The 26,407-nt window shown below is 38.7% G+C and carries 30 protein-coding genes and 1 tRNA gene; 21 read left to right on the forward strand and 10 right to left on the reverse strand.

Annotation, left to right across the window (positions count from 1 at the left end):
- Positions 1-42 precede the first annotated feature (42 nt).
- From ACYU0V_RS04760 to ACYU0V_RS04780, 5 genes are all read right to left on the reverse strand, one after another.
- Complete coding sequence (locus ACYU0V_RS04760; protein WP_213689411.1) at positions 43-1,104, reverse strand: sulfate/molybdate ABC transporter ATP-binding protein; 1,062 nt, start codon at positions 1,102-1,104, stop codon at positions 43-45.
- A gap of 11 nt (positions 1,105-1,115) precedes the next feature.
- A complete protein-coding gene (gene cysW, locus ACYU0V_RS04765) occupies positions 1,116-2,000 on the reverse strand; it encodes a sulfate ABC transporter permease subunit CysW (RefSeq protein WP_461849253.1) in 885 nt (294 codons plus the stop codon).
- A complete protein-coding gene (gene cysT, locus ACYU0V_RS04770; RefSeq protein WP_005073131.1) occupies positions 1,997-2,830 on the reverse strand; it encodes a sulfate ABC transporter permease subunit CysT in 834 nt (277 codons plus the stop codon). The genes cysW and cysT overlap by 4 nt, the downstream gene beginning before the upstream one ends.
- A gap of 80 nt (positions 2,831-2,910) precedes the next feature.
- Positions 2,911-3,519, reverse strand: coding sequence for an RBBP9/YdeN family alpha/beta hydrolase (locus tag ACYU0V_RS04775; protein WP_461849256.1), 609 nt, complete (start codon positions 3,517-3,519; stop codon positions 2,911-2,913).
- A gap of 30 nt (positions 3,520-3,549) precedes the next feature.
- Positions 3,550-4,557, reverse strand: a complete 1,008-nt coding sequence (locus tag ACYU0V_RS04780; RefSeq protein WP_001212602.1) for a sulfate ABC transporter substrate-binding protein — start codon at positions 4,555-4,557, stop codon at positions 3,550-3,552.
- A gap of 263 nt (positions 4,558-4,820) precedes the next feature.
- Here ACYU0V_RS04780 and pabC point away from each other — a divergent pair, with 263 nt between their 5' ends.
- From pabC to ACYU0V_RS04800, 4 genes are all read left to right on the forward strand, one after another.
- Positions 4,821-5,633: an aminodeoxychorismate lyase gene (gene pabC / locus ACYU0V_RS04785; RefSeq protein ID WP_002118496.1), complete on the forward strand. Its 813-nt coding sequence runs from the start codon at positions 4,821-4,823 to the stop codon at positions 5,631-5,633.
- 1 nt (position 5,634) lies between these two features.
- A complete protein-coding gene (mltG, locus tag ACYU0V_RS04790) occupies positions 5,635-6,705 on the forward strand; it encodes an endolytic transglycosylase MltG (protein ID WP_461849258.1) in 1,071 nt (356 codons plus the stop codon).
- A gap of 9 nt (positions 6,706-6,714) precedes the next feature.
- A complete protein-coding gene (tmk, locus tag ACYU0V_RS04795) occupies positions 6,715-7,314 on the forward strand; it encodes a dTMP kinase (RefSeq protein ID WP_461849259.1) in 600 nt (199 codons plus the stop codon).
- 136 nt (positions 7,315-7,450) lie between these two features.
- Entirely contained in the window at positions 7,451-7,867 is a 417-nt protein-coding gene (locus ACYU0V_RS04800; protein ID WP_000842533.1) for a PaaI family thioesterase, read from the forward strand.
- A 62-nt stretch (positions 7,868-7,929) separates the two neighbouring features.
- Here ACYU0V_RS04800 and nadB read toward each other — a convergent pair whose 3' ends face one another.
- Positions 7,930-9,573, reverse strand: a complete 1,644-nt coding sequence (gene nadB, locus ACYU0V_RS04805) for an L-aspartate oxidase (RefSeq protein ID WP_013197095.1) — start codon at positions 9,571-9,573, stop codon at positions 7,930-7,932.
- A gap of 231 nt (positions 9,574-9,804) precedes the next feature.
- On the opposite strand from nadB, the gene ACYU0V_RS04810 reads away from it, so the two are divergent.
- The 13 genes from ACYU0V_RS04810 (at position 9,805) to ACYU0V_RS04870 (ending at position 20,690) form a co-directional block, all read left to right on the forward strand.
- Positions 9,805-11,181: a Do family serine endopeptidase gene (locus ACYU0V_RS04810; protein WP_039759589.1), complete on the forward strand. Its 1,377-nt coding sequence runs from the start codon at positions 9,805-9,807 to the stop codon at positions 11,179-11,181.
- A 121-nt stretch (positions 11,182-11,302) separates the two neighbouring features.
- Entirely contained in the window at positions 11,303-11,758 is a 456-nt protein-coding gene (locus ACYU0V_RS04815) for an acyl-CoA thioesterase (RefSeq protein ID WP_086265445.1), read from the forward strand.
- Positions 11,759-11,775: 17 nt separating this feature from the next.
- A complete protein-coding gene (locus ACYU0V_RS04820; protein WP_461849262.1) occupies positions 11,776-12,324 on the forward strand; it encodes a GNAT family N-acetyltransferase in 549 nt (182 codons plus the stop codon).
- 183 nt (positions 12,325-12,507) lie between these two features.
- Entirely contained in the window at positions 12,508-14,325 is a 1,818-nt protein-coding gene (lepA, locus tag ACYU0V_RS04825; protein WP_002118606.1) for a translation elongation factor 4, read from the forward strand.
- 75 nt (positions 14,326-14,400) lie between these two features.
- Complete coding sequence (gene lepB / locus ACYU0V_RS04830; protein WP_130173523.1) at positions 14,401-15,228, forward strand: signal peptidase I; 828 nt, start codon at positions 14,401-14,403, stop codon at positions 15,226-15,228.
- Between the two features lie 24 nt (positions 15,229-15,252).
- A complete protein-coding gene (locus tag ACYU0V_RS04835; RefSeq protein ID WP_032055219.1) occupies positions 15,253-15,627 on the forward strand; it encodes a DUF4845 domain-containing protein in 375 nt (124 codons plus the stop codon).
- A complete protein-coding gene (gene rnc / locus ACYU0V_RS04840; protein WP_005067830.1) occupies positions 15,599-16,291 on the forward strand; it encodes a ribonuclease III in 693 nt (230 codons plus the stop codon). The genes ACYU0V_RS04835 and rnc overlap by 29 nt, the downstream gene beginning before the upstream one ends.
- A gap of 11 nt (positions 16,292-16,302) precedes the next feature.
- A complete protein-coding gene (era, locus tag ACYU0V_RS04845) occupies positions 16,303-17,325 on the forward strand; it encodes a GTPase Era (RefSeq protein WP_079381034.1) in 1,023 nt (340 codons plus the stop codon).
- A gap of 17 nt (positions 17,326-17,342) precedes the next feature.
- A complete protein-coding gene (locus ACYU0V_RS04850; protein ID WP_005067833.1) occupies positions 17,343-17,546 on the forward strand; it encodes an NF038104 family lipoprotein in 204 nt (67 codons plus the stop codon).
- A gap of 9 nt (positions 17,547-17,555) precedes the next feature.
- A complete protein-coding gene (recO, locus tag ACYU0V_RS04855) occupies positions 17,556-18,269 on the forward strand; it encodes a DNA repair protein RecO (RefSeq protein WP_016146115.1) in 714 nt (237 codons plus the stop codon).
- A gap of 13 nt (positions 18,270-18,282) precedes the next feature.
- Positions 18,283-19,008, forward strand: a complete 726-nt coding sequence (gene pdxJ, locus ACYU0V_RS04860) for a pyridoxine 5'-phosphate synthase (RefSeq protein WP_461849265.1) — start codon at positions 18,283-18,285, stop codon at positions 19,006-19,008.
- 6 nt (positions 19,009-19,014) lie between these two features.
- Positions 19,015-19,659, forward strand: coding sequence for a MiaE family protein (locus ACYU0V_RS04865; protein WP_174723443.1), 645 nt, complete (start codon positions 19,015-19,017; stop codon positions 19,657-19,659).
- A gap of 272 nt (positions 19,660-19,931) precedes the next feature.
- A complete protein-coding gene (locus tag ACYU0V_RS04870) occupies positions 19,932-20,690 on the forward strand; it encodes an SDR family oxidoreductase (protein ID WP_461849266.1) in 759 nt (252 codons plus the stop codon).
- A gap of 168 nt (positions 20,691-20,858) precedes the next feature.
- Here the strand turns inward: ACYU0V_RS04870 and ACYU0V_RS04875 are convergent.
- A tRNA-Asn gene (locus ACYU0V_RS04875) sits at positions 20,859-20,934 on the reverse strand.
- Positions 20,935-20,980: 46 nt separating this feature from the next.
- Between ACYU0V_RS04875 and ACYU0V_RS04880 the strand changes: the two genes are divergently transcribed.
- The gene (locus ACYU0V_RS04880) at positions 20,981-21,127 is read left to right on the forward strand and encodes a hypothetical protein (RefSeq protein WP_079381033.1); all 147 of its coding nucleotides are present in this window, start codon (positions 20,981-20,983) and stop codon (positions 21,125-21,127) included.
- Between the two features lie 41 nt (positions 21,128-21,168).
- Positions 21,169-21,600 (forward strand): hypothetical protein, encoded by a 432-nt coding sequence (locus tag ACYU0V_RS04885; RefSeq protein ID WP_017386246.1) that lies wholly within the window; start codon positions 21,169-21,171, stop codon positions 21,598-21,600.
- Between the two features lie 15 nt (positions 21,601-21,615).
- Here ACYU0V_RS04885 and ACYU0V_RS04890 read toward each other — a convergent pair whose 3' ends face one another.
- Positions 21,616-22,053, reverse strand: coding sequence for a PaaI family thioesterase (locus ACYU0V_RS04890; RefSeq protein WP_002119022.1), 438 nt, complete (start codon positions 22,051-22,053; stop codon positions 21,616-21,618).
- A gap of 239 nt (positions 22,054-22,292) precedes the next feature.
- Between ACYU0V_RS04890 and ACYU0V_RS04895 the strand changes: the two genes are divergently transcribed.
- Positions 22,293-23,135, forward strand: a complete 843-nt coding sequence (locus tag ACYU0V_RS04895; RefSeq protein ID WP_461849268.1) for a DMT family transporter — start codon at positions 22,293-22,295, stop codon at positions 23,133-23,135.
- 52 nt (positions 23,136-23,187) lie between these two features.
- Here ACYU0V_RS04895 and ACYU0V_RS04900 read toward each other — a convergent pair whose 3' ends face one another.
- Positions 23,188-24,423 carry a pyridoxal phosphate-dependent aminotransferase gene (locus ACYU0V_RS04900; protein WP_461849270.1) on the reverse strand — a complete coding sequence of 412 codons (1,236 nt, stop codon included), beginning with the start codon at positions 24,421-24,423 and terminating at the stop codon, positions 23,188-23,190.
- A 208-nt stretch (positions 24,424-24,631) separates the two neighbouring features.
- On the opposite strand from ACYU0V_RS04900, the gene ACYU0V_RS04905 reads away from it, so the two are divergent.
- Positions 24,632-24,811 carry a hypothetical protein gene (locus tag ACYU0V_RS04905; RefSeq protein ID WP_002118942.1) on the forward strand — a complete coding sequence of 60 codons (180 nt, stop codon included), beginning with the start codon at positions 24,632-24,634 and terminating at the stop codon, positions 24,809-24,811.
- A 30-nt stretch (positions 24,812-24,841) separates the two neighbouring features.
- On the opposite strand, the gene ACYU0V_RS04910 is transcribed toward ACYU0V_RS04905, so the two are convergent.
- Complete coding sequence (locus tag ACYU0V_RS04910; RefSeq protein WP_461849272.1) at positions 24,842-26,281, reverse strand: sensor domain-containing diguanylate cyclase; 1,440 nt, start codon at positions 26,279-26,281, stop codon at positions 24,842-24,844.
- Between the last annotated feature and the right edge of the window lie 126 nt (positions 26,282-26,407).

Here is a 26,407-nt window from a genome sequence, read left to right on the forward strand (position 1 = left end):
CGTCTAAAGATCCGCAAGATATTTCCTCACCAAATATATTTCTTAAGCAACTTGGTCTGCAAATAAGTGCAATTGAGATGCGCTCACCCAAACAGTTTGATTAGGTTTAAATGCATGTAATTTTGCAGCTTCACTGCTCAGAGCAATTTCAATTAAACGTCCATTACGGTCTTGTAATTCGGCCACTACTTTTCCAGCAATCCAGATTTCACGTACAAAAGTCGCTTCAATGGTATTCGCTTGCGGTTGCGAGTGAATATGTAACTCATCTGGACGGGCAAAAGCAATCACTTTTCCTTGAGGTGCCTCAACTACTGTTGGTAATTGAATACGGTCATTACCGATACGGATAATACCTTCCGTATGTTCACCTTCAAATCGATTTGCCTGACCCAAGAAATCAAACACAAATGGCGTTGCAGGTTTTTCATAAACTTCACGAGGTGAACCGATTTGCTCAACATTACCTTTATTCATGACAATAATCTGGTCTGCAACCTCAAGTGCTTCTTCTTGATCGTGAGTCACGAAAATTGAAGTGATATGCAATTCATCATGTAAGTTGCGTAACCAGCGACGTAATTCTTTGCGTACTTTGGCATCTAGAGCGCCAAATGGTTCATCGAGTAATAACACGCGAGGTTCTACTGCTAAAGCACGGGCTAAAGCAATACGCTGACGTTGTCCGCCAGAAAGCTGAGCAGGGTAGCGGTCTGCTAAAAAGCCTAGTTGAACTAGATCAAGTAAACGAGTGACACGTTTTTTAATTTCAGCTTCCGAAGGACGGGTTGCACGAGGTCGAACACGTAAACCAAAGGCAATATTGTCAAATACGGTCATATGGCGGAATAAAGCATAATGCTGGAATACAAAACCAACTTGACGCTCACGCACATGTACGTTGGTCGCATCTTCACCTTCAAGTAAAACCTGACCGTCATCGGCTGATTCTAGACCTGCAATAATACGAAGCAGAGTCGTCTTACCACAACCAGATGGTCCGAGTAGCGCAACCAGTTCACCTTCTGGAAAGTCTAGGGAAATATTTTTAAGCGCATGGAATGCACCAAAGTGTTTTTCAATATTTTTAACTTGAATACTCATGATTTCATTCCTTACGAATCAGTTGAATGCGGTTCTGGTTTATCTTGATGTAGCTCTAACCAAGTTTTTAAAATCAGTGTTAAAAGAGCTAAGAAGGCAAGCAGTGAGGACACGGCAAAGGCTGCGCTAAAGGTGTACTCGTTATATAAAATTTCAACATGCAGTGGCAGAGTATTGGTTTCACCACGGATATGACCAGAAACCACTGATACTGCGCCAAACTCACCCATTGCACGGGCATTACACAAAATCACGCCGTAAATCAGACCCCATTTAATGTTAGGGAGGGTGACCTTCCAAAAAGTTTGCCAACCTGATGCACCGAGTACAATTGCTGCTTCTTCTTCCTCTGTTCCCTGAGCTTCCATGAGTGGAATTAACTCACGCGCCACAAAAGGAACTGTAATAAAAATGGTTGCTAAAACAATTCCAGGTACGGCATATAAAATCTTGATGTCATGATCCATTAACCAGCCGCCGAACCAACCTTGCGCACCAAAAATTAGAACAATCATTAAACCTGCAATAACAGGTGAAACCGAAAAAGGCATATCAATGATAGTGGTTAAAATAGCCTTGCCTTTAAACTGGAACTTAGAAACCGCCCAAGCTGCAGCCACACCAAATATCACATTAATTGGAACTGCAATTGCTGCGGTGAGTAATGTTAATTTCACTGCTGATAACGTATCTGGATCAATCAAAGCTTGAATATAGACTTCAAGTCCCTGTTTAAATGCTTCCACGAAAACCAGAATGAGTGGCAACATGAGGCAACTGAGGAAAAAAATCAGTGCGATTGTAATCAGGGTATAACGTACCCAAGTTGGCTCACGTGTTGCATCACGAGACTGTAACTTCAAGGCAAGTGCATTGCTGTCGGTATGTAAATTCATGTGATGTTTCTCCCTGTACGACGGTTTGCCCATGCTTGAAGTAAGTTAATGACAAATAGAATGATAAAAGAGAGAACTAACATGACCGCTGCAATGGTCGTTGCACCTGCATAATCATATTCTTCAAGACGGGAAATGATCATCAGCGGTGCGATTTCTGTTTTAAACGGCTGGTTACCTGCAATAAAAATAACAGAGCCATACTCACCCACGCCGCGAGCAAACGCTAAAGCAAAGCCTGTAAATAGAGCAGGTAGTAAGATCGGTAAAATAATTTTAGTAATGGTCTGCCAACGATTTGCACCAAGTGCTGAAGCTGCTTCCTCAAGTTCGGTTTCAATATCGCTGAGTACCGGCTGAACGGTTCGAACAATAAAAGGAATACCAATAAAGACCAATGCTAACGTAATCCCGATAGGTGTATAGGCAACCTGAATACCAAGTGGTTCAAGATATTGACCTAACCAACCAGTAGGAGCATAGAGCGAAGTCAGTGCAATACCTGCAACTGCGGTCGGAAGAGCAAAAGGTAAATCGACCAATGCATCAACTAAACGCTTTCCTGGAAAGTTATAGCGGACAAGACACCAAGCCAAAAGTAGGCCAAACACAACATTAATAAATGCTGCGATTAAAGCTGAACTAAAGCTGAGTTGAAGCGATTTCAAAATACGCTCAGACGTTAAAATTTCCCATAATCCGTCCCATCCGATTCCAAATGATTTGATAAAGACTGCGGCTAATGGAATAAGCACAATAAAAGACACATAGGCGAGGGTGAAGCCCAAAGATAGACCAAACCCAGGCAGCACTCGGGATCGCTGCGACATGATATTTCCTCAAAGAGAAAAGCCTGCTGAAACCAGTAAGCGAATAAATAAAGATAAACAGTGCGGTATAAAGATTGGTATTAAGCAAATTTCAAAGAGAAATGTGTTTTTACCGGGTCGATAGATGAGTGACTACACATCGAATCTTCTAGAATCAAATAGTTCAGCAAATCTGGAAATGGCCCAAAACCTGAGGCAACATTAATATGGCCCACTTCACCAAGATTGACGGGATTTAACTTCCATGATTTTGCAAGTTGTAAAGCATCAAAAAAGCCGAGCCATGGATCATTTTCACTAATGAGTAGCGTTGCAGGCACATCAATTTTTAATTGATGAAAATAATCTTTGTAGTCGGTCAAGCTATGGCGAGCAAACCCTGCCTCCCCAAAGCGTGCTGGATTCGCTGGAGCGACTAAAATTAGTTTCTTAACTTGGCTTCTTAATTCTGGATGCTCAGCCAAAGCAGCTACACTCGTTAAGCATCCAAAACTATGTGCAACAATTTGAACAGGAGCTTGAACTGCTTGAACTGTTTTAACGAATTGCTCAACCCATTCGCTTAATACAGGTCTATCCCAGTTTTTTTGCTCAACACGAGAACTAGACACGAGTTGACGCTGCAACCAAGATTGCCAATGCTGATGTTCACTGCCACCTACACCCGGAACAATTACAGTGTGAATCATGTCTGTTCTCCTTACCTTTAGCGTAAAGAATTACTTCTCTGCACTATTGATTTTCACGATTTGATCGAAAACACCACCATTATCGAAGTGTTGTTTTTGTACTTTTGTCCAACCACCAAACTCTTTATCGATTGTTACAAGCTTCAATGGCTTAAATACATTGCTGTATTTTTTAAGAACAGCTGCGTTACGAGGACGGTAGAAGTTACGTGCTGCAATTTCTTGACCAGCAGGTGAGTACAAATAGTTGAGATAACCTTTAGCAATGGTTAAGTTGCCTTTTTTAGCTGCATTTTTCTCCACAATTGCAACTGGAGGCTCAGCTAAGATCGAAAGAGACGGAGTAATAATTTCAAATTTACCCGGCTGTTCACGAATAGCTAAATGAGCTTCATTTTCCCAAGCCAGTAATACATCACCAATGCCACGCTCAGCGAAAGTAGTCGTCGCACCGCGAGCACCAGAATCTAGAACTTTAGTATGTTTATAAATTTGGCGAACGTATTCTTGTGCTTTCGCATCATTGCCGCCTGGTTGATGTTTTGCCCAAGCCCAAGCTGCAAGATAGTTCCAACGAGCACCACCAGAGGTTTTTGGGTTTGGTGTAATGATTTCTACACCTGGTTTGATTAAATCAGCCCAGTCTTTAATTTGCTTTGGGTTGCCTTTACGCACCAAAAATACAATAGTTGATGTATATGGCGTTGAGTTTTGTGGCAGTTTTTTCTGCCAGTTGGTTGGAAGTAATTTTGCTTTTTCAGCAATTTCATCAATATCTGCTGCAAGTGCTAATGTCACCACATCTGCATTTAAGCCATCGATAACCGCACGAGCCTGTTTACCAGAGCCGCCGTGTGATTGCTTAAACTCAATATCTTGACCAGTACGTTGTTTCCAGTAAGTACCGAACTGTTTGTTGAAATCTGTATATAGCTCACGAGTAGGATCGTAAGAAACGTTTAAAAATTCTTGGGCTGCAAATGACGAAACAGAAAGAAGTGCAGCGATAACCCCGACTTTTAATTGAGAAAAACGCATGAGATAAGTCCTCAAAAAATATGAAATGTTCAAAACATGAACGCAGAATAGCGCTAGTCTTTATTCTAAAAAAATAATAAAAAACGAATTTAATATGAAGAAAATAGAAATAATAAAAAGAGATAAATTATTCTTAAATCTTGATATATAACAAGTTTCAAAAGCAGATACGAAATCGGTATAATTTTTTAAAATCAATCATTTATTATTTAAATGAAAGGTGTTGTATTGTTGTGCGGCTTTTAGCAAAGGATGGAGCAAACATGTGGTGTTTTAAAAATGGGCAACCCGTTGAGACTATTCCTTTATTAGATCGAGCCTTTCATTATGGAGATGGGTGCTTTACCACAATTCGTGTTTTTCAAAACCAAATTGAGCTTAAAGAAAGACACTGGCAACGTCTAAAACTTGCATGTCAAAAACTGTCTTTAACTGTAAATTTTGAATTAATCGAACTGAGTTTACAGCAACTGCAAAAGCAGAACCTCGTACTCAATGGCACTTTAAAAATTGTGATTAGTCGTGGGGAAGGCGACCGCGGTTATAGTTTGCCGAAACATGAAGCTGATATTTATATCTGGTTTTATCCAAAAGCTTTAGAGCCGTTTGTGCCTGACTCTATCCAGTGTGGTGTTTTAAATCAGGCCCTAGGTTTAACCATGCCGAGCTTAGTTGGGCTTAAATCTTTAAACCGCCTTGAACAAGTATTGCTAAAAAAAGAAGCAGATCAACTCGGATGGGCTGAAGCATTAGTTACTGATGTACAAGGTTATATTGTTGAAGGGGTCAGTAGTAATTGTTTTATTCGTTTAAATGATAGATGGATTACTCCTGAACTTCGCTATAATGGCGTCCACGGTGTAATGCGGGCAGAAATTCTGGCGCGTATGCAGCACCATGGTATTGCCTGTGAAGTACGTGTGATTGAATTAGATGAAGTATCTGAAATACAAAGTCTATTCTTTTGTAATGCTTTAAACCCTATGCGAGTGGTTACTCATTTAGGCGAGAAAACGCTAGATACTCAGGCATGCATAGATTTATTTCATATCCTTAACTTAAATCAGATTCATTAATATGCCGAAGCCACCTGTGAATGCGAAAGCAAAAAACGCCAAGAAAAATAACAAAAAACAAGCTCCAAAATTTTCTAAGCGATTGGTTCTAATTGGCCTTTTTATTGTTTTAATTTTTACGTTTGCCATTTTATGGTCAAGTTTGTTTAAGGCTTATCCTATCGAAGGAAAAAAACAGATGTTATCGATTACATCTGGGGAAACTTATTCTGGTTTTATTGACCGTTTGGCAAAAGAAGATAAAGTTAGCTTTCCTATCATATTGAAGCTTTATCAAAAGTTTATGATTCATGACAGCATGAAAGCTGGTGTGTATGAAATTGAACAAGGGATGAGCGTAAGACAAGTGTTAGAGATGTTGTCTGATGCTGATAATGCTCAGATGAACCGTGTTTTGGTGATTGAAGGTACAACTTTTAAGCAGCTTATTACTGCACTCAAAAATGATAAAAATGTAAAAAATACAATATTGGATTTACCTAATGATCAGCTTATGAAAGCGCTTGGGATTCCTTACGATCATCCAGAAGGCTTATTCGCGCCGAATACTTATTTCTTTGCCAAAGGCGAGACTGACAAGAAAATTCTGACCGATTTATATCATCGTCAAGTAAAAGCTCTAGATGCAGCTTGGGCAAACCGCGCTCCGAATTTACCGTATAAAGATAAATATGAAGCATTAATTATGGCTTCTATTGTTGAGAAAGAAACGAGTTTAGACAGTGAACTTACACAAGTTTCTGGAGTTTTTGTCCGCCGTTTAAAACTCGGTATGCGTTTACAAACGGATCCAACTGTTATTTACGGAATGGGTAATAATTATAAAGGCAACATTACCCGAGAAGACCTCCGTACTCCAACACCATATAATACTTATACCATTAATGGTTTGCCTCCAACTCCAATTGCTTTGCCAAGCCAAAAAGCAATTGAAGCAGCGTTACATCCAGATGATTCAAATAATATCTATTTCGTAGCGACTGGTAATGGTGGACATAAATTTACGGCAGACTTGCAAGCTCATAATCAAGCAGTGCAAGAATATTTATCCGTGTTGAGATCGAAGAAATAAGGAAAAGAGATGTTTATCAGCTTTGAAGGCACGGAAGGGGTAGGTAAAACTACACTCATTCGAAAAATTCATCAGCATTTTGAAGAGCAAGACAAACAAGTTGTTTTAACTCGAGAGCCGGGCGGCACACCGTTAGCTGAGCAAATTCGTTCTATGCTTTTGGCGGTGAATCATGATGAAAATATGAGTCATGATACTGAGCTATTGCTTATTTATGCGGCACGCGCTCAACACTTACAACAAGTTATTTTGCCTGCTTTAGAAGCTAACAAAATTGTATTAAGTGATCGCTTTACCGATGCGAGTTTTGCTTATCAATGTTCTGGTCGTGGTTTAAGCCAAGATAAATTACAACTTTTAAATCAGAACTTTGTTTCGCGCATGCCGGAGGTGACTTTCTGGTTAGATGCACCGATTGAACTTGGTATGAACCGTGCACGTGAACGCGGAGCTTTAGACCGTTTTGAACAAGAAAAGTTAAGCTTCTTTACTAAAGTTCGTGAAGGATACGAAACCTTATGGAAAGCTGAGCCTGAGCGTATTAAACGTTTAGATGCTACACAAAGTCCAGATCAGGTGTTTGAGCAAGCTCTGCAATATTTAGCATAGGCCATCGGATTAGCCACTCTCATATTTTTGGGAGTGGTAAAAAATGACGTTAATTCTGGTTTAAACCGTCATAGAAAATATCTGCTATTTTCTTATGCTATCTTACATATGATTTATAGATTGAAGAATAACAAGGATGAAAAGCTCAAAAGAAGAAATCGTGGCATTTCTTGAAAAGGAATTTCCCCCAAGCCTTGAACACTGCACGATTGAATCAGTCACTCCCAAAGCTGCAGTTGTTTACTATCATGTCGATCAAAGGCATCAGCGTCCTGGTGGCACCATATCTGGCCCAACCATGATGACTTTGGCTGATTTTGCTTTATATATTGCGATATTAGGTGAGATCGGTATTGTTGGTTTAGCCGTAACCACCAACTTTAATATTAATTTTTTAAGAAAACCTGCGGGTGATCAAGACTTACGTAGTGAATGTAAACTCATGAAAGTCGGAAAGAGTTTGGTGGTGGGTGAGGTTTGGATTTATTCAGTTGGTCTGGATGAACCTGTTGCGCATGTGACTGCGACTTATTCAATCCCACCTAGAGCATAAATATCAAAGCAAATAAAAAAGCACAGCCAGAGCTGTACTTTTTTGTAGAGTAGAAGAACAGCTTAAATGTCGGTATTAACCAATGGCTGTTCTACTGCAAAATTTGGAGGAGTCAAAACAGTTTTACGAATCTCGCTGGAAGTTTCCGGATAATCGAGTGTGTAATGTAAACCACGTGATTCTTTACGTTGCATAGCACAGCGAACAATCATTTCCGATACTAAAACAAGGTTACGCAGCTCAATCAGGTTTTTGCTAACACGGTAGTCTTGATAATATTCAGTGATTTCACGCTTTAACATTTCAATACGGTGTAAAGCACGTTCTAAACGTTTTGTGGTTCTTACAATACCAACGTAATTCCACATGGTCGAACGTAACTCATCCCAGTTTTGTAAAATCACAACATCTTCATCAGGGTTGGTTACTTGTGAGTCATCCCAAGTTGGTACTTCAGGTAATTTGAAGTTTTCATCAAATTTATTTTCGATGTCTTTTGCCGCACTCATACCGTAAACGAAGCACTCAAGTAATGAGTTACTTGCCATACGGTTTGCACCATGTAAGCCTGTATAAGATGTTTCACCAATTGCATAGAGACCTTCAATATCTGTCTGGCTATTTGAGTCAACCACAACACCACCACATGTATAGTGGGCGGCCGGAACCACCGGAATCATATCTTTGGTAATGTCGATACCTAACTCAAGCAATCGTGCATAAAGTGTAGGGAAGTGCTCTTTAATAAACTCGGGTGATTTGTGGGTAATGTCTAACCACACGTGACGAATACCGAGACGTTTAATTTCGTGGTCAATTGTACGTGCCACAATATCGCGAGGAGCTAGTTCTGCACGATCGTCAAAACGCAACATAAAACGTTCGCCATCAGGTAAGCGCAAATAAGCACCTTCACCACGCATAGCTTCGGTAATTAAAAATGAGCGTGCTTGAGGATGATAGAGACAAGTTGGGTGGAACTGATTAAATTCCATATTGGCAACGCGGCAACCTGCACGGAAAGCCATTGCAATACCATCACCTGTAGCAATATCTGGATTAGATGTGTACAGATAAGCTTTCATCGCACCGCCGCAAGCTAGCGCGGTGAATGGTGCAAGGAAGGTATGAACCTTTTCAGTATTTTCATCTAATGCATATAAACCAATAGCGCGATTCGCTTGGTCGGTATGGCCTAATTTATGCGAGGTGATTAAATCAATCGCAATATAATTTTCAAAAATAGTAATATTTTTACGTTCTTTGGCACGCTCAACCAAAGTAGTTGAAATGGCTTTGCCTGTTGCATCAGCAGAATGGATAATGCGGCGCTGTGAGTGGCCACCTTCGCGAGTTAAATGAAGTTGCTCATCTTCATCTAAGGTAAATTGCACGCCTTGTTTTAAAAGAAAATCAACAGAAGGGCGGCCGCCTTCTACGGTATGTTGTACCGCGTCCATTTCACATAAATGAGCGCCTGCAATCATAGTGTCATTAATGTGCTGTTGAATAGAGTCAGTCTCGTCAAGAACAGCAGCAACACCGCCTTGAGCATAAAAGGTGCTTGCTTCGGTCAGAGCAGCTTTGGCTAAAACTGCAATATTAAAATGATTTGGTAACGATAAAGCCAGACTTAAACCAGCGCCGCCGCTGCCCACAATAATCACGTCAAAGTGGTGAATTGTCTGTAAATTAGGCATGTCCATTCGCATCAATTTAAAACGTCCGCTAATGACACCCCTTTTTACCTAAAAAGGCAAGAGCTTAAGCGCTCTAACTCAGAGAAAAATTGCAATTGGCTTAAAAAGTTGCAATGCGTAAAATAATCCTTGTGATGATGTATTACAAATAAACATATTGTTACGCACAACCCCAAAGCGTTGTGATACAACAGTTTTATTCTTATTCTCGTAGACCAAATTGTGGGTGAGCACCGAATGAAATCTCGCTATTTACAACAAGGAATGTATGCAGCGGTATTTACAGTTGCTGCTGTTCAAGCAAATGCTGCTGTTGATTTTTCAAACCTCGTTGAACAAGTTAGTCCAGCAGTTGTGAGTGTGAACGTCGTAAAAAAAATGACTCAGGATGAACTGTTGCAGCAGCAAGTTCCTGAAATTTTAAAACGTTTCTTTGGCAATCAGGTCATCATTCCACAGCAACGAGGTCCACAAGAAAAGACAGCTTACGGAAGTGCATTCTTCATTAGTAAAGATGGCTATTTACTCACAAACCACCATGTGATTGAAAATGCCTCTCGTATCAGCATCACTCTAAATGACCGCCGTGAAATTGATGCAACCGTAGTGGGTAGTGATGAGCGTACAGACGTTGCTTTGTTAAAGGTCAATGGAACTAACTATCCAGCTTTACGAGTAGGAAATGTTGATCGCTTACGTGTCGGAGAACCGGTTCTAGCTATTGGTTCGCCGTTTGGTTTTGATTACTCAGCTTCGGCCGGTATTGTCAGTGCAAAATCAAGAAACATGAGCGGTGAAACCTCGGTGCCGTTTATTCAAACTGACGTGGCTTTAAACCCAGGTAACTCTGGTGGTCCATTATTTAATCAAAATGGTGAAGTGGTCGGGGTAAACTCTCGAATATTTAGTGGTACTGGCGGCTACATGGGCTTGTCTTTCTCTATTCCGATTGATGTAGCAATGGATGTTGCAGACCAGCTCAAAACAAAAGGTAAAGTAACGCGTTCTTATCTTGGGGTGATGATGCAAGATATTGATCGAAACCTTGCTGATGCCTACAAATTACCAAAACCTGAAGGTGCTTTAATTACTCAAATTTCTCCGAACTCACCTGCACAAAAAGCAGGGCTAAGAGCTGGAGATGTCATTTTAAAATTAAATGGTGCACCTGTACTCCGTACGAGTGATTTACTCTATGCATTAAACAAAGTACAGCCAAATCAAACCGTTCAGTTTGAAGTGTTACGTGATGATAAAACACGTAATATTTCAGCAACCTTAACGACTGCGCCAGATGAAACACCTGCTACTGGTGTACAAGGTGCTGCATCTAAGGGACCAGTTTTAGGCATGAGTATTCGTGATCTCGCTGAACCGGAAAAAAATGCGTTGAGCGTAAAAGGTGGTATTTATGTACAAGATGTTCGCCGTGGTGGTTTAGCATCATTGTCGAATATCATTCCGGGCGATGTGATTACTCAAGTCAATAATAACCAAATTTTAAATAGTCAGGATTTTGCAAAAGTTGTTTCTAACTTGCCAAAAAATACCGTAGCACGTGTTGCTATTATTCGTCAGGGACAGCGCGCAATGCTTGGTTTACGTATTCAGTAATCCTTAACCCAATCAATAAACCACCCTGAAATGGGTGGTTTTTGTTATTTATCTTGAGCGTTTAGCGATATCTACCTACACTTATTTGAGTTTTAAGGTTAATAAATAAGAGTGTTCATTTGTGAGTAGTATTTTTGATTTACATATTCAGGTGCAGCCACATCACATTGATGCGTTGGGACATGTAAATAATGTGATGTATGTTCAATGGATGCAAGATGTAGCTGCTGCTCATGTTGAAACTTTGGGAGTAGGGGTAACGAAGTATCTTGAGTTAAAACATGCAATGGTCGCGGTTGAGCATCATGTGCAATATCGTAAAGCTGCGTTTGAAGGCGAACAAATTGTATTACGTACATGGTTAGATGACATTAATGCACTTTATTCGTTCCGCCAGTATGTGTTTTTTCGTCCATCAGATCAGGCTGTATTATTTGTTGGAAATACCAAATGGGCGTGTATTGAAATTGCTACAGGACGTCCAAAACGGATGTCGCCAACTTTTACCCATGCATATAAGCCGCTTGACTCAAGTATAAATCCTTATGATTTCACTGTTTCGTATGATCGCAAGTAAAAAAGAGAGGCTGGAATTTGGAGTATTTATTTTCTATAGAAACAGATCGATTAATCTTAAGTGACCTTACAGAAGCTGATAAAAATTTTATCTTTGAATTATTTTCAAATTCAAGCGTACTCGAATTTTATGATTTAGAAGCCTTTACTTTATTGGAAGAAGCTGAGGCTTTAATTGAAAAAATGCATAAAAAATGGAATCAACAGCTAGGTTTTAGGCATGCTATTCGTCTTAAAAAAGATGGAACTATGTTGGGAACATGTGGTGTAAATACTATCAAACAAATTGGTGATGATTTTGCGGTTGTTATTGGCTATGAACTACATCCTAATGCATGGGGTAAGGGATATATGCAAGAGGCTCTTGTAGGGCTCATCCAGTATTTGAAACAAAGCAGATTATTCCAAAAACAAATAAAATATGTTTGGGCTGAAATATTTGAACAGAACATTAGATCTCAACAGGTCGTGCAGAAACTCGGATTTGAATTAATTGGGGATATAACTAATGAAACTGGCAATAATTTATCTGCAAACCTAATTAAGTTCGAGTTAAAACTGTTCTGATTTAGAGGCTTTTCAACGAGAAATAGTTTGTTATGTTGAGAAGTTTAAAAAGCTTTTTTAAAAGAAAGAATTTATATCTTTTTCATATCGGCAATCTGTTATAATCTCACGCAATTTATTTAACCGCTTTGGCTGTGTATTAAAACAAGCTACATAGCACTCTATATTTTCTCAAGGTAACCCATGGCGCAAGCTAAAAAATCCGTCGATATCAAAAATATACGAAATTTCTCGATTATTGCCCACATTGACCATGGTAAGTCTACATTGGCTGACCGTTTTATTCAGATGTGTGGCGGTCTACAAGATCGTGAAATGCAAGCCCAAGTCTTAGACTCAATGGAGCTTGAGCGTGAACGTGGGATTACCATTAAAGCCGCTTCTGTCACGCTGTATTACACCCATCCAAATGGTCAGGAATACCAACTTAACTTTATTGATACGCCTGGGCACGTTGACTTCTCCTATGAAGTTTCTCGTTCATTAGCTGCATGTGAAGGTGCACTATTGGTTGTAGATGCAGCACAAGGCGTTGAAGCTCAATCAGTTGCAAACTGTTATACAGCAATTGAACAAGGTCTAGAAGTTCTTCCTATTCTAAATAAAATTGATTTACCCCAGGCTGAACCTGAACGTGTAATTCATGAAATTGAAGAAATTATCGGGATTGAAGCGACAGATGCACCAACCTGTTCAGCAAAAACTGGTTTAGGTGTTGAAGGTGTACTCGAGCGTTTAGTCGATGTTATTCCGGCGCCAGAAGGTGATCGTGAAGCACCATTACAAGCATTAATTATCGACTCATGGTTTGATAACTACTTAGGCGTAGTTTCTCTTGTTCGTATTAAACAAGGTCGTATCCGCAAGGGCGACAAAATGTTGGTTAAATCGACAGGACAAACTCATCCGGTCACGTCTGTAGGTGTATTTAATCCTAAGCATACTGAAACAGATATTCTTGAAGCTGGTGAAGTAGGTTTTGTTATTGCTGGTATTAAAGATATTTTTGGTGCGCCAGTAGGTGACACAATTACTCTTGCTTCTACACCAGACGTTGCAACTTTACCGGGTTTCAAAAAGGTTAAACCACAAGTATATGCTGGTCTTTTCCCGATTGATGCAAGTGACTTCGAACCATTCCGTGAAGCATTACAAAAATTACAGATTAATGATTCGGCTTTATTCTTTGAACCAGAAAGTTCAGATGCTTTAGGCTTTGGTTTCCGTTGTGGCTTCTTAGGTATGCTGCACATGGAAATTGTACAAGAGCGTTTAGAACGTGAGTACGATCTTGATCTCATCAGTTCTGCACCTACTGTAATTTATGAAGCATTAACCAAGAAAGGCGAAACGATTTACATCGATAGTCCATCAAAAATGCCAGATGGATCGACTGTAGAAGATTTACGTGAACCAATTGCGGAGTGTCATATCCTTGTTCCTCAAGAATATTTAGGGAACGTAATGACACTATGTATCGAACGTCGTGGTGTACAAAAAGATATGAAATTCTTGGGTAACCAAGTTTCTATTACATTTGAAATCCCGATGGCTGAAGTCGTTATGGATTTCTTTGACAGATTAAAGTCATGCTCTCGTGGCTTTGCATCTTTAGACTATAACTTTGTACGTTTTGAAAGTTCAGCTTTAGTTAAGGTTGATGTGTTAATTAATAGCGAAAAGGTTGATGCCTTGGCTATGATTTGTCACCGTAATGATGCACGCCATCGTGGTATTGCATTGGTTGAGAAAATGAAAGACTTAATTCCTCGCCAAATGTTCGATGTTGCTATTCAGGCAGCAATCGGTGCGCAAATTATTGCCCGTTCTACCGTAAAAGCGATGCGTAAAAACGTATTGGCAAAATGTTATGGTGGTGACGTTTCGCGTAAGAAAAAACTACTTTCTAAACAAAAAGAAGGTAAGAAACGTATGAAACAAGTGGGAAGTGTTGAAATTCCACAAGAAGCGTTCTTGGCTGTATTGAAAGTAGAAAGATAAGAAATGAGGGTGGGGGAAGTGAACAATTTCCTTTCCCCACTGTAATACAAGCAGCGAGGCTGCGAGTGAGGTCATGTGGATTTTGATTTTAATTTAATTCTTGTTCCAGTTACGCTGATTCTATTTGCAGTGTGGTTGTTAGATAAACTTGTATTAAAACAGCGTGCAAATAAAGGACGCGGGAACGAAAATTTTGTCATTACATGGGCCTATGACTTTTGGCCGGTTTTAGCTGTAGTACTTATACTCCGTTCATTTCTTTATGAACCATTTAATATTCCATCGGACTCTATGGTGCCAACTTTAGAAACTGGTGATTTTATTCTGGTTAATAAATTTGATTATGGTGTACGTTTACCTATTGTTAATAAGAAAATTATTGATGTAGGTGAACCGAAGCGTGGTGATGTAATTGTATTCCGTTATCCACCTCAACCGACTATTAGCTATATTAAACGTGTAATCGGTTTACCTGGCGATCATATTGTTTATGACCATGGGCAATTAATTATTAATGGGCAAAAAGTACCGAAAGTATTAACACAGTTCAGTCGTGAAAAAGATGTGATGGATACGCCAACGTCTATTTATCATAAAGAGACGATTGGTGAGCATACCTTTACGATGCGTGAGCTTGAAGGCGTAAATGTGGCGCGCCAAGCACCATTTATCAACTATGTTGAAAATGGTAAATATGCGAACCAAGACGGTTTATATTGGGAAGTGACTGTACCAAAAGGACATTACTTTGCAATGGGGGATAACCGAGATCAAAGTGCAGACAGTCGTTTCTGGGGGTTCGTTCCTGAAGAAAACTTAACAGGACGAGCATTCTATGTGTGGATGCATAAAGAACCAGGCTTACACCTTCCTAACTTTAGCCGAAATGGAAAAATAGATTAAAAACAACCATTAGGAAAAAAAGAAATGCGTAAGGCACAACAGGGTACTTCGTATTTAGCAATTTTATTTGGGGTGGTTATATTTGCAGTTGCAGTAAAAGCTGTACTTGCAGTTTGGCCAGCATATTGGGATGATCGGCTGATTAATAATCAGATAGAAGAGCTTTTACAAGAAAGCTCTTCTGAGATCACACCACAAAAGTTTGTAACACAAATGGATCAGCGACTCGAAATGAACAATATTCGTGATCTCCACTTTAAAGAGATCGCTCAAGTGTTTAATCAGTCAGGTCTAACGGTCAAAAAGAAATATGAAGTAAGAAAACCTTTCTTATTCAATATTGATTTAGTTTTAACATTTGAGAAGAGTTTTGATAAAACATCAGTTCAAACTAAGTGATCCTCGCTTACTGAGTCGAATCGGATATCAATTTAAGCAGCTTGAATTGTTACAGTTAGCTTTGACTCATCGTTCGGTGAGTCACAAATACAATTACGAGCGCTTAGAGTTTCTCGGCGATTCATTATTAGGCATGATAATCGCCAATTATCTATATCATGCTTATCCAAATGAAAATGAAGGTCGTCTCACGCGTATGCGTGCGACCTTAGTTCGCCAAGAAGCATTAGGTAAGATTGCAACCGATTTGCAACTTAGTCGGTGTTTAATATTAAGTACAGGCGAGTTGAAATCTGGTGGTCATCATCGTGAGTCAATATTAGCAGATACGGTAGAAGCGATTATTGGTGCAATTTATCTTGATAGTGGTGATCTCAACTTACTTAAAGATATTGTGCTAAAATGGTACATACCCTATTTAGACCATATAGAACCTACGGATCAACTCAAAGATCCGAAATCACGTTTACAAGAGTATCTACAAGCACGTAAAAAACCTCTCCCTGTTTACGAGGTTGTAGATATTCAGGGTGATGCACCTCATCAGCACTTTAAAGTGGAATGTGTGGTAGATGGTTTACCGAAGATTTATGGTGAGGGTTCAAGTCGTCGTTTTGCCGAGCAGGCAGCAGCGGCGGAAATTTTAAAGTTATTGGAGCAATAACCTGCATGTCGATGCATTCTGATCAAATCAATCCAGATTCAAATGAAAACCAAGATCCTAATAATCTGATTGATCAATTTTTTAGTTCCAAAGGCGTAACAATCCCTTCGGATTTTAAGAGCGGATTTGTGGCGATTGTGGGACGTCCAAATGTGGGTAAATCTACCCTCATGAACCATTTATTGGGTCAAAAGCTCTCTATTACTTCGCGTAAACCTCAAACAACACGTCATAAAATTATTGGTATTGATTCGCGCGAAAAGATGCAGGCGGTCTATGTAGATACCCCAGGTATGCATAAAAAAGAAGTGCGTGCTATTAATAAAATGATGAACCGTGCTGCTCATTCTGCATTACGTGACGTTAACTTAGTTTTATTCGTTATTGATGCTTATAAGTGGACTCAAAACGACGATTTAGTGCTTGAAAAACTCAAGAACGCTGAAATGCCAGTTATTTTGGTCATTAATAAGGCTGACACTTTTGAAGATAAAAGAGAGATTCTTCCTCTCATTCAAGAACGTGCCAAACTTATGAATTTTGCTGAGATTGTTCCTGTTTCTGCTTTGCGTGGTGCAAACTTAGAACACTTGAGTGAAACGATTGAGAAGTACCTTCCTTACCAACCACCATTGTATTCATTTGATCAGATTACGGACCGCTCTGAACGCTTTTTGGCAAGTGAAATTATTCGCGAAAAAATCATGCGTCAGTTGGGTGAAGAGCTTCCTTATGATTTAACAGTACAAATTGAATCTTTCAAAACGGAAGAAGCAACTGTTAATGAAAAAACTGGTCGTTTAAAACCAGCTTGTACCTATATCGATGCAACGATTTTTGTAGACCGCGCTGGTCAAAAAGCCATTGTGATTGGTGAAAAAGGTGCCAAGCTTAAAACGATTGGTATGGATGCTCGTAAAGACATGGAAAAAATGTTTGAGCAAAAAATTATGCTCACACTTTGGGTAAAAGTGAAGGGTGGCTGGTCTGATGATGAGCGTGCTCTAAAAAGCTTAGGGTATAGTGATATCTAAAGGATAAGGATGCTGGTATGAAAACAATTACATCGTTAATTGCTATAGTTGGATGTACATTGATGTTACAAGGTTGTGTATATAAGCTTGTAACCGTACCAGTAGGTATCGCCTATAAAACTACTAAAGGTGTAGTTAAAGGTACAGCAGCTGTTGTAGGTGCTGTTATTCCTGATGGTGATGATGAGGATGACAAAAAAGAAAAAGAATCTGAGGAATAGATTCTTTTTATGATGCGCAATGAAGTCCTCCATGGATATATGATTCATCACCGTAAGTACCGTGAAAAAAGTCATATTGTGCATCTTTTTACTCAGGAATATGGGCGAGTCGATGGCATCTTAAGGCAGACTCCGCCCCCTCAATATCAGCCTATTCGGCTACAAGCCACGGGTAAAAGTGAACTCAAAAATTTTACTAAGCTGGAAATATTAAATCAGCCTGTTTTCTTTTTTGGGGATGCTTTTTTTGCTGGTTTTTATCTAAATGAAATTGTTCTTAGACTTTGCCCATTAGAAGAGGCAATGCCGCAATCTTTTGAGCAATATCAATTAACCCTGCTTCAATTACAGCAATTATCTTCCCATGAAAATCCTGATCTTTTTCTGAGACAGATTTTGCGTCAGTTCGAACATGTTTTACTTCCTGAGCTGGGTTACGCGATTGATTTCTCAATTGATACTCAACAACAGCCAATACAGGCTCACCAGTTTTATCAATTTCAGGTGACTGAAGGTTTTGCGCCCGTTGTTCAGGCAAGCCGTTCCTCATTGTCAGGTAAAGCAATTTTATCTATGTTGGATTATGAGCAAGGTCAGGATTTTTCTCACGAACAATTGCAATTATTAGGTAAACTATACCGTCAAATGATTACATCGCTTTTAGGAGATCGTCCCCTAAAAAGTCGACAATTGTGGATTCAAAATACTCAAACTCAATCGTAATTAGGATTTATTTATGGCTGCATTGCTTGGTGTAAACATAGACCATGTTGCTACTTTGAGACAGGCGCGCGGTACTACTTATCCAGACCCTGTGGAAGCTGCTCTTATTTGTGAACAAGCTGGTGCAGAGGGGATTACTTTGCATTTGCGTGAAGACCGTCGCCATATTCAAGATGACGACGTACGTCGCATGCGTCCATTATTAAAAACGCGTATGAACCTAGAGTTGGCTGTTACTGATGAAATGGTCGAGTTTGCGAAAGAAATTCAGCCTCAGCACGTATGTTTTGTTCCTGAAAGACGTCAAGAAGTAACAACTGAAGGTGGTTTGGATGTAGTGGGTAACTTTGAAAAAGTTAAAGCTGCAACTCAAACTTTAGCGGCTATTGGTTGCGACGTATCATTATTTATTGATGCTGATTTAGCTCAAATTGATGCAGCAGTTGCGTGTGGTGCACCTACGATTGAGTTGCATACGGGTGCATATGCAGATGCGGAAACAGAGCAAGATCAACAAGCTGAGTTGGCGCGTATTATCAAAGGCGTTGAATATGCAGCTTCAAAAGGTTTGGTTGTAAATGCTGGTCATGGCCTTAACCTTAAAAATATTGCACCAATTGCAGCTATTCCACAAATTCATGAATTAAACATTGGTCATTCAATTATTGCTGAAAGTGTTTTTGTTGGTCTGGTTCAAGCTGTTAAAGATATGAAAACAGTGATTCAGGCAGCAGGATAGTTGGTTATGTCGAGTATCAATTACGATGAGTTAATGCAACCTGTGGTGGCCTTTTTAGGTTGTCAAACACCAAAAGCATGGTTGGATGAAGCAATCAATAATTTAGATATCTTGATGCAAGATCATGCTAATTGTGAAAAGAAAGCAGCTAGTACAGCAATGAACTTAATGTTCCGTTATAGCTTCTTTCCTGACTTACAAATAAAACTTGCTCAGCTTGTACGAGAAGAAATGCTTCACTATGAACAAGTGCTTGAGCTTATGGCTAAGCGTGGTCAAGAGTGGACTGGTTTAAGTGCCGGACGTTATGCAGGTGGATTACGTAAAGAGATTCGTACGTATGAACCTGAAGCTTTAATTGATGTGCTGGTGATTGGTGCATTCGTAGAGGCTCGTTCATGTGAGCGTTTTTATGCACTTGCTCCACGTGTAGATGATGAGTTAGGACGTTATTATCGATACTTGCTTAAGTCAGAGTCTCGTCATTTTGAAGACTATCTCGCACTTGCGCTTGATGTGGCAAAAACTGCAAAAATGAAAGATCCTAAAGAGGATATTCAGCAGCGAATTGATCATATCCGTGAAGTTGAAAAGAATCTGATTTTAACCCCAGATAATACTTTCCGTTTTCATAGTGGTATCCCTGCTTAGTCTTGGATGTCTCAAATAAAAAAGTTTACCTTTCACGGTAAACTTTTTTATTAGGTGAACATTATCTCTTAGACAGTAAGCATGCTCTGCTTTTAGTTTTTTAATGCATATAATTATTTAATAAATATATTTTTTATAGATTTTAATTTCTCTTAAAATTTTTAAAAAACTTTTATTTTTTTAGGCTAATAATAAATATTGTGTAAATATAAAGGCTGATATGTTCATCATGAGTTCAACTGAAATAGTTGATCATTTCTAAGGATATAAGAATGTTAGCATTAGTTACAGGCGCATCGGCAGGTTTTGGTTATAGCATTTCAAAAAAGCTGATTGAGCTAGGATATAAAGTTATTGGCTGTGGAAGACGAGCAGAAAAACTAGAAGAACTAAAACAAGAACTTGGTGAGAAATTCTACCCATTAGTATTTGACATGACGGATACGGCAGAAAATATAAACAAGGCATTGCTTGATTTGCCAGCCGAATTTCAAATCGGTCAAATTGATTTATTGGTGAATAATGCTGGATTGGCATTGGGATTAGAACCAGCAGATAAAGCAGAATTAGATGATTGGTATACGATGATTGATACCAATGTTAAAGGGCTTGTTACGATTACCCGACTAATTTTGCCGAGCATGGTGGAGAAAAAGTCAGGTTTAATCATTAATATGGGCTCTATTGCAGGTACATACCCATATCCAGGGGGCAATGTGTATGGGGCAACCAAAGCATTTGTGGAGCAATTTAGTCTAAATCTTCGTGCTGATTTGGCTGGTACTGGTGTGCGCGTAACTAATATTGAACCAGGGTTGTGTGGAGGTACTGAATTTTCTCTTGTGCGTTTTAAAGGTGATGAGGATAAAGTAAACAGCCTATATGATAAAAAGAATCCACTCTTGCCTGAAGATATTGCAAATACGGTAGCTTGGATTGCTTCACAACCTCCACACATTAATATTAATCGTATTGAAATGATGCCGACCACTCAATCTTTTAATCCTTTAAAAGTGGTTGAAGTGGAATAATAATTTAAGAAGAAAATATATTCTTTCGAGTTAGGTTAGAGCGTTAAACCTAATAAAGACTCTAAGAAAAAATTAAATCCTCTATCTGCTGATAGAGGATTTTTTGTAGTTATTGATAAATTTACGGCAAAAAAAAGCCCGCTTTAATGCTGCGGGCTTTTTAGTATTTGGCTCTCCCACCTGGGCTCGAACCAGGGACCTGCGGATTAACAGTCCGTCGCTCTACCGACTGAGCTATGGGAGAATCTGCATGCGATTATAAGGAGATTTTGAGAAGGGTCAAGTCTAAATTGTCATGTTTACTTCATTTTTGTGTCGTATGCTTTTTATTTGATCAGTTGAGTGATGAGTTAAGAAATTACTTGCACTTTAAAAAATCAATTGCTAGATTCAAAAAAGAACAAGCGTTTGGAGAAATCCAAACAGTGTGGATTTAAACCAACTTGCCAGCACTAAAATGGCTAAATCGGAGATAAGTATGAAAACGCTTACGATCGCTTCTATTTTTTCTAATTTTGATTTCTATCAACACAATTATCTCAATATCTTAAATCAATCAGAATCTTATTACACACTTGTAGAAGGTGCATGGATTAATGCTTATCCTTTCAAAAAGCAGGATTTATATTTAGGCGATTTATTGCAGCTTTGGTTTAGTGCTAAATGGAATGTGCATAATTCACTTAAGATTTTAAAAAGCTCGAAACTACTAAACTCTTCTGAATCTTTATATATTTTTCAATTAGAAGGGGAGTTATTGTTGGGTAAAAATAAAGTTTTAGCTTGGTCTGTAGAGCATCAAGAAATTATAGAACTTCAACTTAAAAATATTTGGGCGCCGTATGTGATTGCACAAACTTGTGAACGTCCAGATAATTCAGATGACTTAATAAAAAAGGCAGCGGTTTAAGGCTGCCTTTAATGATTATGGACGAATAATCATGCAGGTTGCTGTTGCATAGGCATACAGTTTACCTTCCTCATCAATAATCTTTCCTTCAGAAATACCTAAATTTTTACTTAAATTAATAACTTTGCCTGTTGCAATTAAAGCCTGATTTTGGGGAATAGGGCGGCACATTTTTACGTTAAGGTCGATTGTGCCATAACCTACACCCGCAGGTAACATCGTATGTACTGCACAGCCAGTCACTGAATCTAGAACTGTGGCAGCAAAACCACCATGTACGCCACCGAGTGGATTTAAATGGTTATGATCTGCTTGGGCTTTAAAGGTAACAGATCCTTCTGAAATTTCAGTAGGTTGCATAGGTATTGTTTTACTAATGCTGGCAGGTGGAATATGGCCTTCAATCATTGCTTGTAAAAATTCAAGGCCAGTCATTTCCATCGGATTTTTCATTTTTTGGGTCCTTTAATTCTTTAAGTTCTAAAGTGGAACTTGATATTAGCCTATTATTAAGTCATCGATAAGTCAATTCTATAGTTAAAGATTGAACTGATAAGTTGAATTTTAAAATTTTGTTCATTTAATATAAAATTTCTTTATTATAAAAATTGAATTAAATGAGTTGCATAATGAATTAGATAGATAAGAAAGACTTCTTTTACACTATAAGAAATAACAGGAGCATAAGGACAATGCTTTTTAAAATTGCACTCATAATGGCGGCTTTTGCAGCAAATTCTGTATTGTGTCGTTTGGCTTTGGTTGGCCGACATATTGACCCAATGACTTTTAGTCTAATACGAGTGGGAAGTGGTGCGGTTGTTTTATTTGGACTGTTTTTATATTCAAAATCGTCTCAAACCAAAGTCCAATGGAGTTTAAAAAACGCTTTTTTTCTAGCGGTTTATATTTTGGCATTTTCATATGCTTATCTTCAGATCGACGCTGGTATTGGTGCTCTGTTATTGTTTGGGGTTGTACAGCTGACTATGGTGCTTTATGGCTATTGGCAGGGTGAACAGATTGGCATATACCGTGGTATAGGCTTATGTATTGCTTTGGCTGGAATCATTGTTTTGTTATTACCCGATACTCATGCGCCTGATTGGGGATATGCTCTAATTATGGTGATATCTGGGTTGGCATGGGCAGGATACAGCATTGCTGGTCGTAATATGACACAACCGATTGGTAGTACGTTGGCAAATTTTACGCTAGCTGTGCCAATGGTTTTGTTGGCGAATGTATTACTTGCCCAAGATCGCTACATTGACATGCAAGGATGGGTCTTAGCGATTTTGTCGGGCGGTGTCACTTCAAGCGGGGCTTATGTACTCTGGTATGCAATTTTGAAGCATATTGATCGGGTGACAGCGAGTACAGTACAGCTAAGTGTGCCATGTTTGGCGATTATAGGTGGAAGCCTATTTGTAAATGAGACTGTGACAGGGCAAGTGATTTTATCGAGTTTTATGGTTTTATTTGGAATTTTATTAGTCATTTATATAAGACCTCAAAAAGCCAAAAATGCATAAGTGAATTAAAAAAGGGTTCTCTCAAGAGAACCCTTTTTATGCAAAATGCAGATTATTTCGCAGCTTTTTCAGCTTCAATTGAAGCAATAGCAGCGTCTACACCTTCAATTGAGTCAGCAGCTTTTTTGATACGTGCTAACGCATCAACTAGTACTTCGTCAGCTGTTGCATATGAAATACGCATAAAACCGCCTAAACCAAATGCATCACCAGGAACAACTGCTACGCCAGTTTCTTCTAGTAACCATTCAGAGAACTCTGTGCAAGATTTTAAGCCTTTTGCACGAATAAGAGGACGAATGTTTGCATAGGCATAGAAAGCGCCATCAGCAGGTAAGCAAGAGATACCTTTAATATCATTTAAGCCATTTACAACTAAGTCATGACGGCGTTTAAACGCTTCAATCATAGGTTGTAATACGTCTTGTGGACCATTCAATGCAGCTTCAGCAGCAACTTGCGAAATAGAAGTTGGGTTAGATGTTGACTGTGATTGGATCTTTTTCATTGCACCAATGATTTTTGCTGGACCGGCTGCATAGCCAATACGCCAACCTGTCATTGCATATGCTTTAGAAACACCGTTTAAAACAATCGTGCGGTCATATAAATCTGGAGCAACAGTTGCGATGTTGTAGAACTCATCTTCCCAACGAATCGGTTCATACATATCGTCAGATGCAACAAATACTTGTGGATGACGACGTAAAACTTCAGCTAAAGATTCTAATTCAGCTTTGCTATAAATCATGCCTGTTGGGTTAGATGGGCTGTTTAATACAACTAAACGAGTGTTAGGTGTAATAGCAGCTTCTAATTGTTCAGGAGTGATTTTGAAGCGTTGGTCTTCGCCACATTTCACAATGACTGGAGTACCTTCAGCAATAATGACCATATCTGGGTAGCTTACCCAGAAAGGTGCTGGAATGATTACTTCATCGCCTTTGTTTAATAGAGCAAGTGCCAAGTTAAAGAAGCTTTGCTTACCACCACAAGAAACCAAAATCTGGTTCGCTTGATAATCAAGATTATTATCACGCTTCAATTTAGCAATAATTGCTTTTTTTAACCCAGGAGTACCATCTACAGCCGTATATTTGGTGAAACCATTATTAATCGCTTCAATTGCAGCATCTTTGATGTGTTGAGGGGTATCAAAATCTGGCTCGCCAGCACCTAAACCAATCACGTTCTTGCCAGCAGCTTTAAGTTCAGCAGCTTTGTTAGTTACAGCAAGTGTAGGGGACGGTTTGATAGCATTGACACGATCAGAAAGACGTACGTCCACGGCAATATTCCTCTTATGGGATTAAAAAATAAAAAGCATACTATCTTATCGCAAAAATTAAGCAATTTGCGGATACGGGTATGTTTAGATGTAAAAAAGTTTAATTTAAGAAGGTTCTTGTTGCTGTTTTACTCAATTGAAGCTTTTTTGAAAAGAAATGATAAAAATCATTTATAATAGGCCGCAATCGAAATTTCGAGAATGAATCATGACTGAGCAACAGCCAAAACAGAAAAAGGCTTTGGTGAAATTGCCATTCCCAATGCCGAATGAAAGCAATCAAGCAGATGATGCGGTACACAACCAAGTGCGTCCAAAACCAGAGCAATACGCGGATAGAACATGGATGCCTCCACGTGGTACGCGTCGTTCTATGGGAAAACGCTAATTTTGAAAAACAGGCAATATGCCTGTTTTTTTATTGATTAAATAAAATTTCTTGATAATAACTTTTTTTCTTTTGATACATGTGATGGTCTGCTCGTTTTAGCATGTCCTCAATTTGTTCATTTGTTTGAGTGGTTGCATGTCCAATCGCAATACTTACTGGATGGCTTGAATAATATTGATTGTCGATATTAAAAAGCTCCTGAATCGTTTGAAGCATAATTTGAACGTGCGCTTCATCTGCACCTGGCATTAAGATCACGAATTCATCACCACCGATTCTGGATGCAGTATATGCTGTATTTGAAATAGCCTGACTTAAAATATTTCCAACACGGCGTAATAAACCATCTCCAATATCATGCCCAAACTGGTCATTTGTTTCTTTTAGACCATTCATATCTAAAAAAATTGAAGAAACAGGACGAATAATACTTCGGTTTAAACGATTTAGTTCCTCTGTAAAAAAAGCACGGTTATATAGTTTAGTAAGAACATCGTGTTGACCTAAATATTCAAGATAGTTTTCCGCTTTTTTTCGTGCAGTAATATCTGTCAGTGCAACTTGTACTAATCCCCAAGTCTCTTCATATCCCGGAAAAACGGTAAATTGAAGCAGCACATTTCTTATTTGGCCATCTAAAGCGTAGTTAATGGCTTCACGTTTATGATGAATATTCCCTTGCCACAATTCGATGAGTTGTTCTCGAAAGGTTTCAACCATTTCTTCAGCAAAAATCTTGTGTGTATTTCTTAAAAGTGTCGACTTATCAGGAGCTTTAAATAAATCTAGCGTGGCCTGATTAACATCTAAAATTAAAATATCTTCTACACACTGGCGGACAAACTCAGGATGAACATCTAGAAAAGTTCTGAAGTCTTCAATTCCCAATAGCCTAAGTTGATCAATTCTATTTTTTATACGACTGAAATCCTCAACCCACAGCGAAGTAGGTGAGTAGATAAACATAGATTCAGCCAGTCGACGGTTTTTTTCTTCCTGACGGAGTGCATTTTGATAGGGAGTAATATCTTCGGTAGTAATTAATACCCGCTCAAAAGTAGATTCAGAACCAGGTAAAATAGACCCTCTTAACTGAACATCAATACGTTTGCCTGATAAGGTGTAGTTCACAGTGGTACTTGAAAAATGGGTTTTGCCATTCCATAACGCTTCAAGTTCATAAATATGTGATTCGAACATTTCCTTTTTAAAAATGAGATTCAAATTCGAATAGAGTTCTTCGTGTGTTGTTGCTTCAAAAAGTTCTAAAGTTTTTTGGTTAACACGAATAATTTTAATTTTATGAGCGCATTCGATAACTAAATGTTTATTTTGATTTAAAAATTCATGGAGGTTTTCAACTCCTTGCTTTCTCCATAAATCAAATTGTTGTTTAACTTCACTGAAATCCTCAATCCACATTGGAATTGGGCTAAGGTCAAAAATCGAAGAATCTAAAGTTTCCATATGTTTCTTTAAGTATTCAGTTTGCCTTAAAGTATAGTGAGAAAAATTAAGATTTGGGAGAATAAATAGTCTAAATCTATTAGAATAATTAAAAATAAAAAGATTAAATGTAAGTAAAAATAAAAT

Source organism: Acinetobacter sp. X9, assembly GCF_054889255.1.

Bases quoted from the DNA above. Each gene is read 5' to 3' on its own strand.
- ACYU0V_RS04760 (WP_213689411.1), bottom strand. From the start codon at position 1,104: ATGAGTATTCAAGTTAAAAATATTGAAAAACACTTTGGTGCATTCCAT.
- cysW (WP_461849253.1), bottom strand. From the start codon at position 2,000: ATGAATTTACATACCGACAGCAATGCACTTGCCTTGAAGTTACAGTCT.
- cysT (WP_005073131.1), bottom strand. From the start codon at position 2,830: ATGTCGCAGCGATCCCGAGTGCTGCCTGGGTTTGGTCTATCTTTGGGC.
- ACYU0V_RS04775 (WP_461849256.1), bottom strand. From the start codon at position 3,519: ATGATTCACACTGTAATTGTTCCGGGTGTAGGTGGCAGTGAACATCAG.
- ACYU0V_RS04780 (WP_001212602.1), bottom strand. From the start codon at position 4,557: ATGCGTTTTTCTCAATTAAAAGTCGGGGTTATCGCTGCACTTCTTTCT.
- pabC (WP_002118496.1), top strand. From the start codon at position 4,821: ATGTGGTGTTTTAAAAATGGGCAACCCGTTGAGACTATTCCTTTATTA.
- mltG (WP_461849258.1), top strand. From the start codon at position 5,635: ATGCCGAAGCCACCTGTGAATGCGAAAGCAAAAAACGCCAAGAAAAAT.
- tmk (WP_461849259.1), top strand. From the start codon at position 6,715: ATGTTTATCAGCTTTGAAGGCACGGAAGGGGTAGGTAAAACTACACTC.
- ACYU0V_RS04800 (WP_000842533.1), top strand. From the start codon at position 7,451: ATGAAAAGCTCAAAAGAAGAAATCGTGGCATTTCTTGAAAAGGAATTT.
- nadB (WP_013197095.1), bottom strand. From the start codon at position 9,573: ATGGACATGCCTAATTTACAGACAATTCACCACTTTGACGTGATTATT.
- ACYU0V_RS04810 (WP_039759589.1), top strand. From the start codon at position 9,805: ATGAAATCTCGCTATTTACAACAAGGAATGTATGCAGCGGTATTTACA.
- lepA (WP_002118606.1), top strand. From the start codon at position 12,508: ATGGCGCAAGCTAAAAAATCCGTCGATATCAAAAATATACGAAATTTC.
- ACYU0V_RS04835 (WP_032055219.1), top strand. From the start codon at position 15,253: ATGCGTAAGGCACAACAGGGTACTTCGTATTTAGCAATTTTATTTGGG.
- era (WP_079381034.1), top strand. From the start codon at position 16,303: ATGCATTCTGATCAAATCAATCCAGATTCAAATGAAAACCAAGATCCT.
- ACYU0V_RS04850 (WP_005067833.1), top strand. From the start codon at position 17,343: ATGAAAACAATTACATCGTTAATTGCTATAGTTGGATGTACATTGATG.
- recO (WP_016146115.1), top strand. From the start codon at position 17,556: ATGATGCGCAATGAAGTCCTCCATGGATATATGATTCATCACCGTAAG.
- pdxJ (WP_461849265.1), top strand. From the start codon at position 18,283: ATGGCTGCATTGCTTGGTGTAAACATAGACCATGTTGCTACTTTGAGA.
- ACYU0V_RS04865 (WP_174723443.1), top strand. From the start codon at position 19,015: ATGTCGAGTATCAATTACGATGAGTTAATGCAACCTGTGGTGGCCTTT.
- ACYU0V_RS04870 (WP_461849266.1), top strand. From the start codon at position 19,932: ATGTTAGCATTAGTTACAGGCGCATCGGCAGGTTTTGGTTATAGCATT.
- ACYU0V_RS04885 (WP_017386246.1), top strand. From the start codon at position 21,169: ATGAAAACGCTTACGATCGCTTCTATTTTTTCTAATTTTGATTTCTAT.
- ACYU0V_RS04890 (WP_002119022.1), bottom strand. From the start codon at position 22,053: ATGAAAAATCCGATGGAAATGACTGGCCTTGAATTTTTACAAGCAATG.
- ACYU0V_RS04895 (WP_461849268.1), top strand. From the start codon at position 22,293: ATGCTTTTTAAAATTGCACTCATAATGGCGGCTTTTGCAGCAAATTCT.
- ACYU0V_RS04905 (WP_002118942.1), top strand. From the start codon at position 24,632: ATGACTGAGCAACAGCCAAAACAGAAAAAGGCTTTGGTGAAATTGCCA.
- ACYU0V_RS04910 (WP_461849272.1), bottom strand. From the start codon at position 26,281: ATGGAAACTTTAGATTCTTCGATTTTTGACCTTAGCCCAATTCCAATG.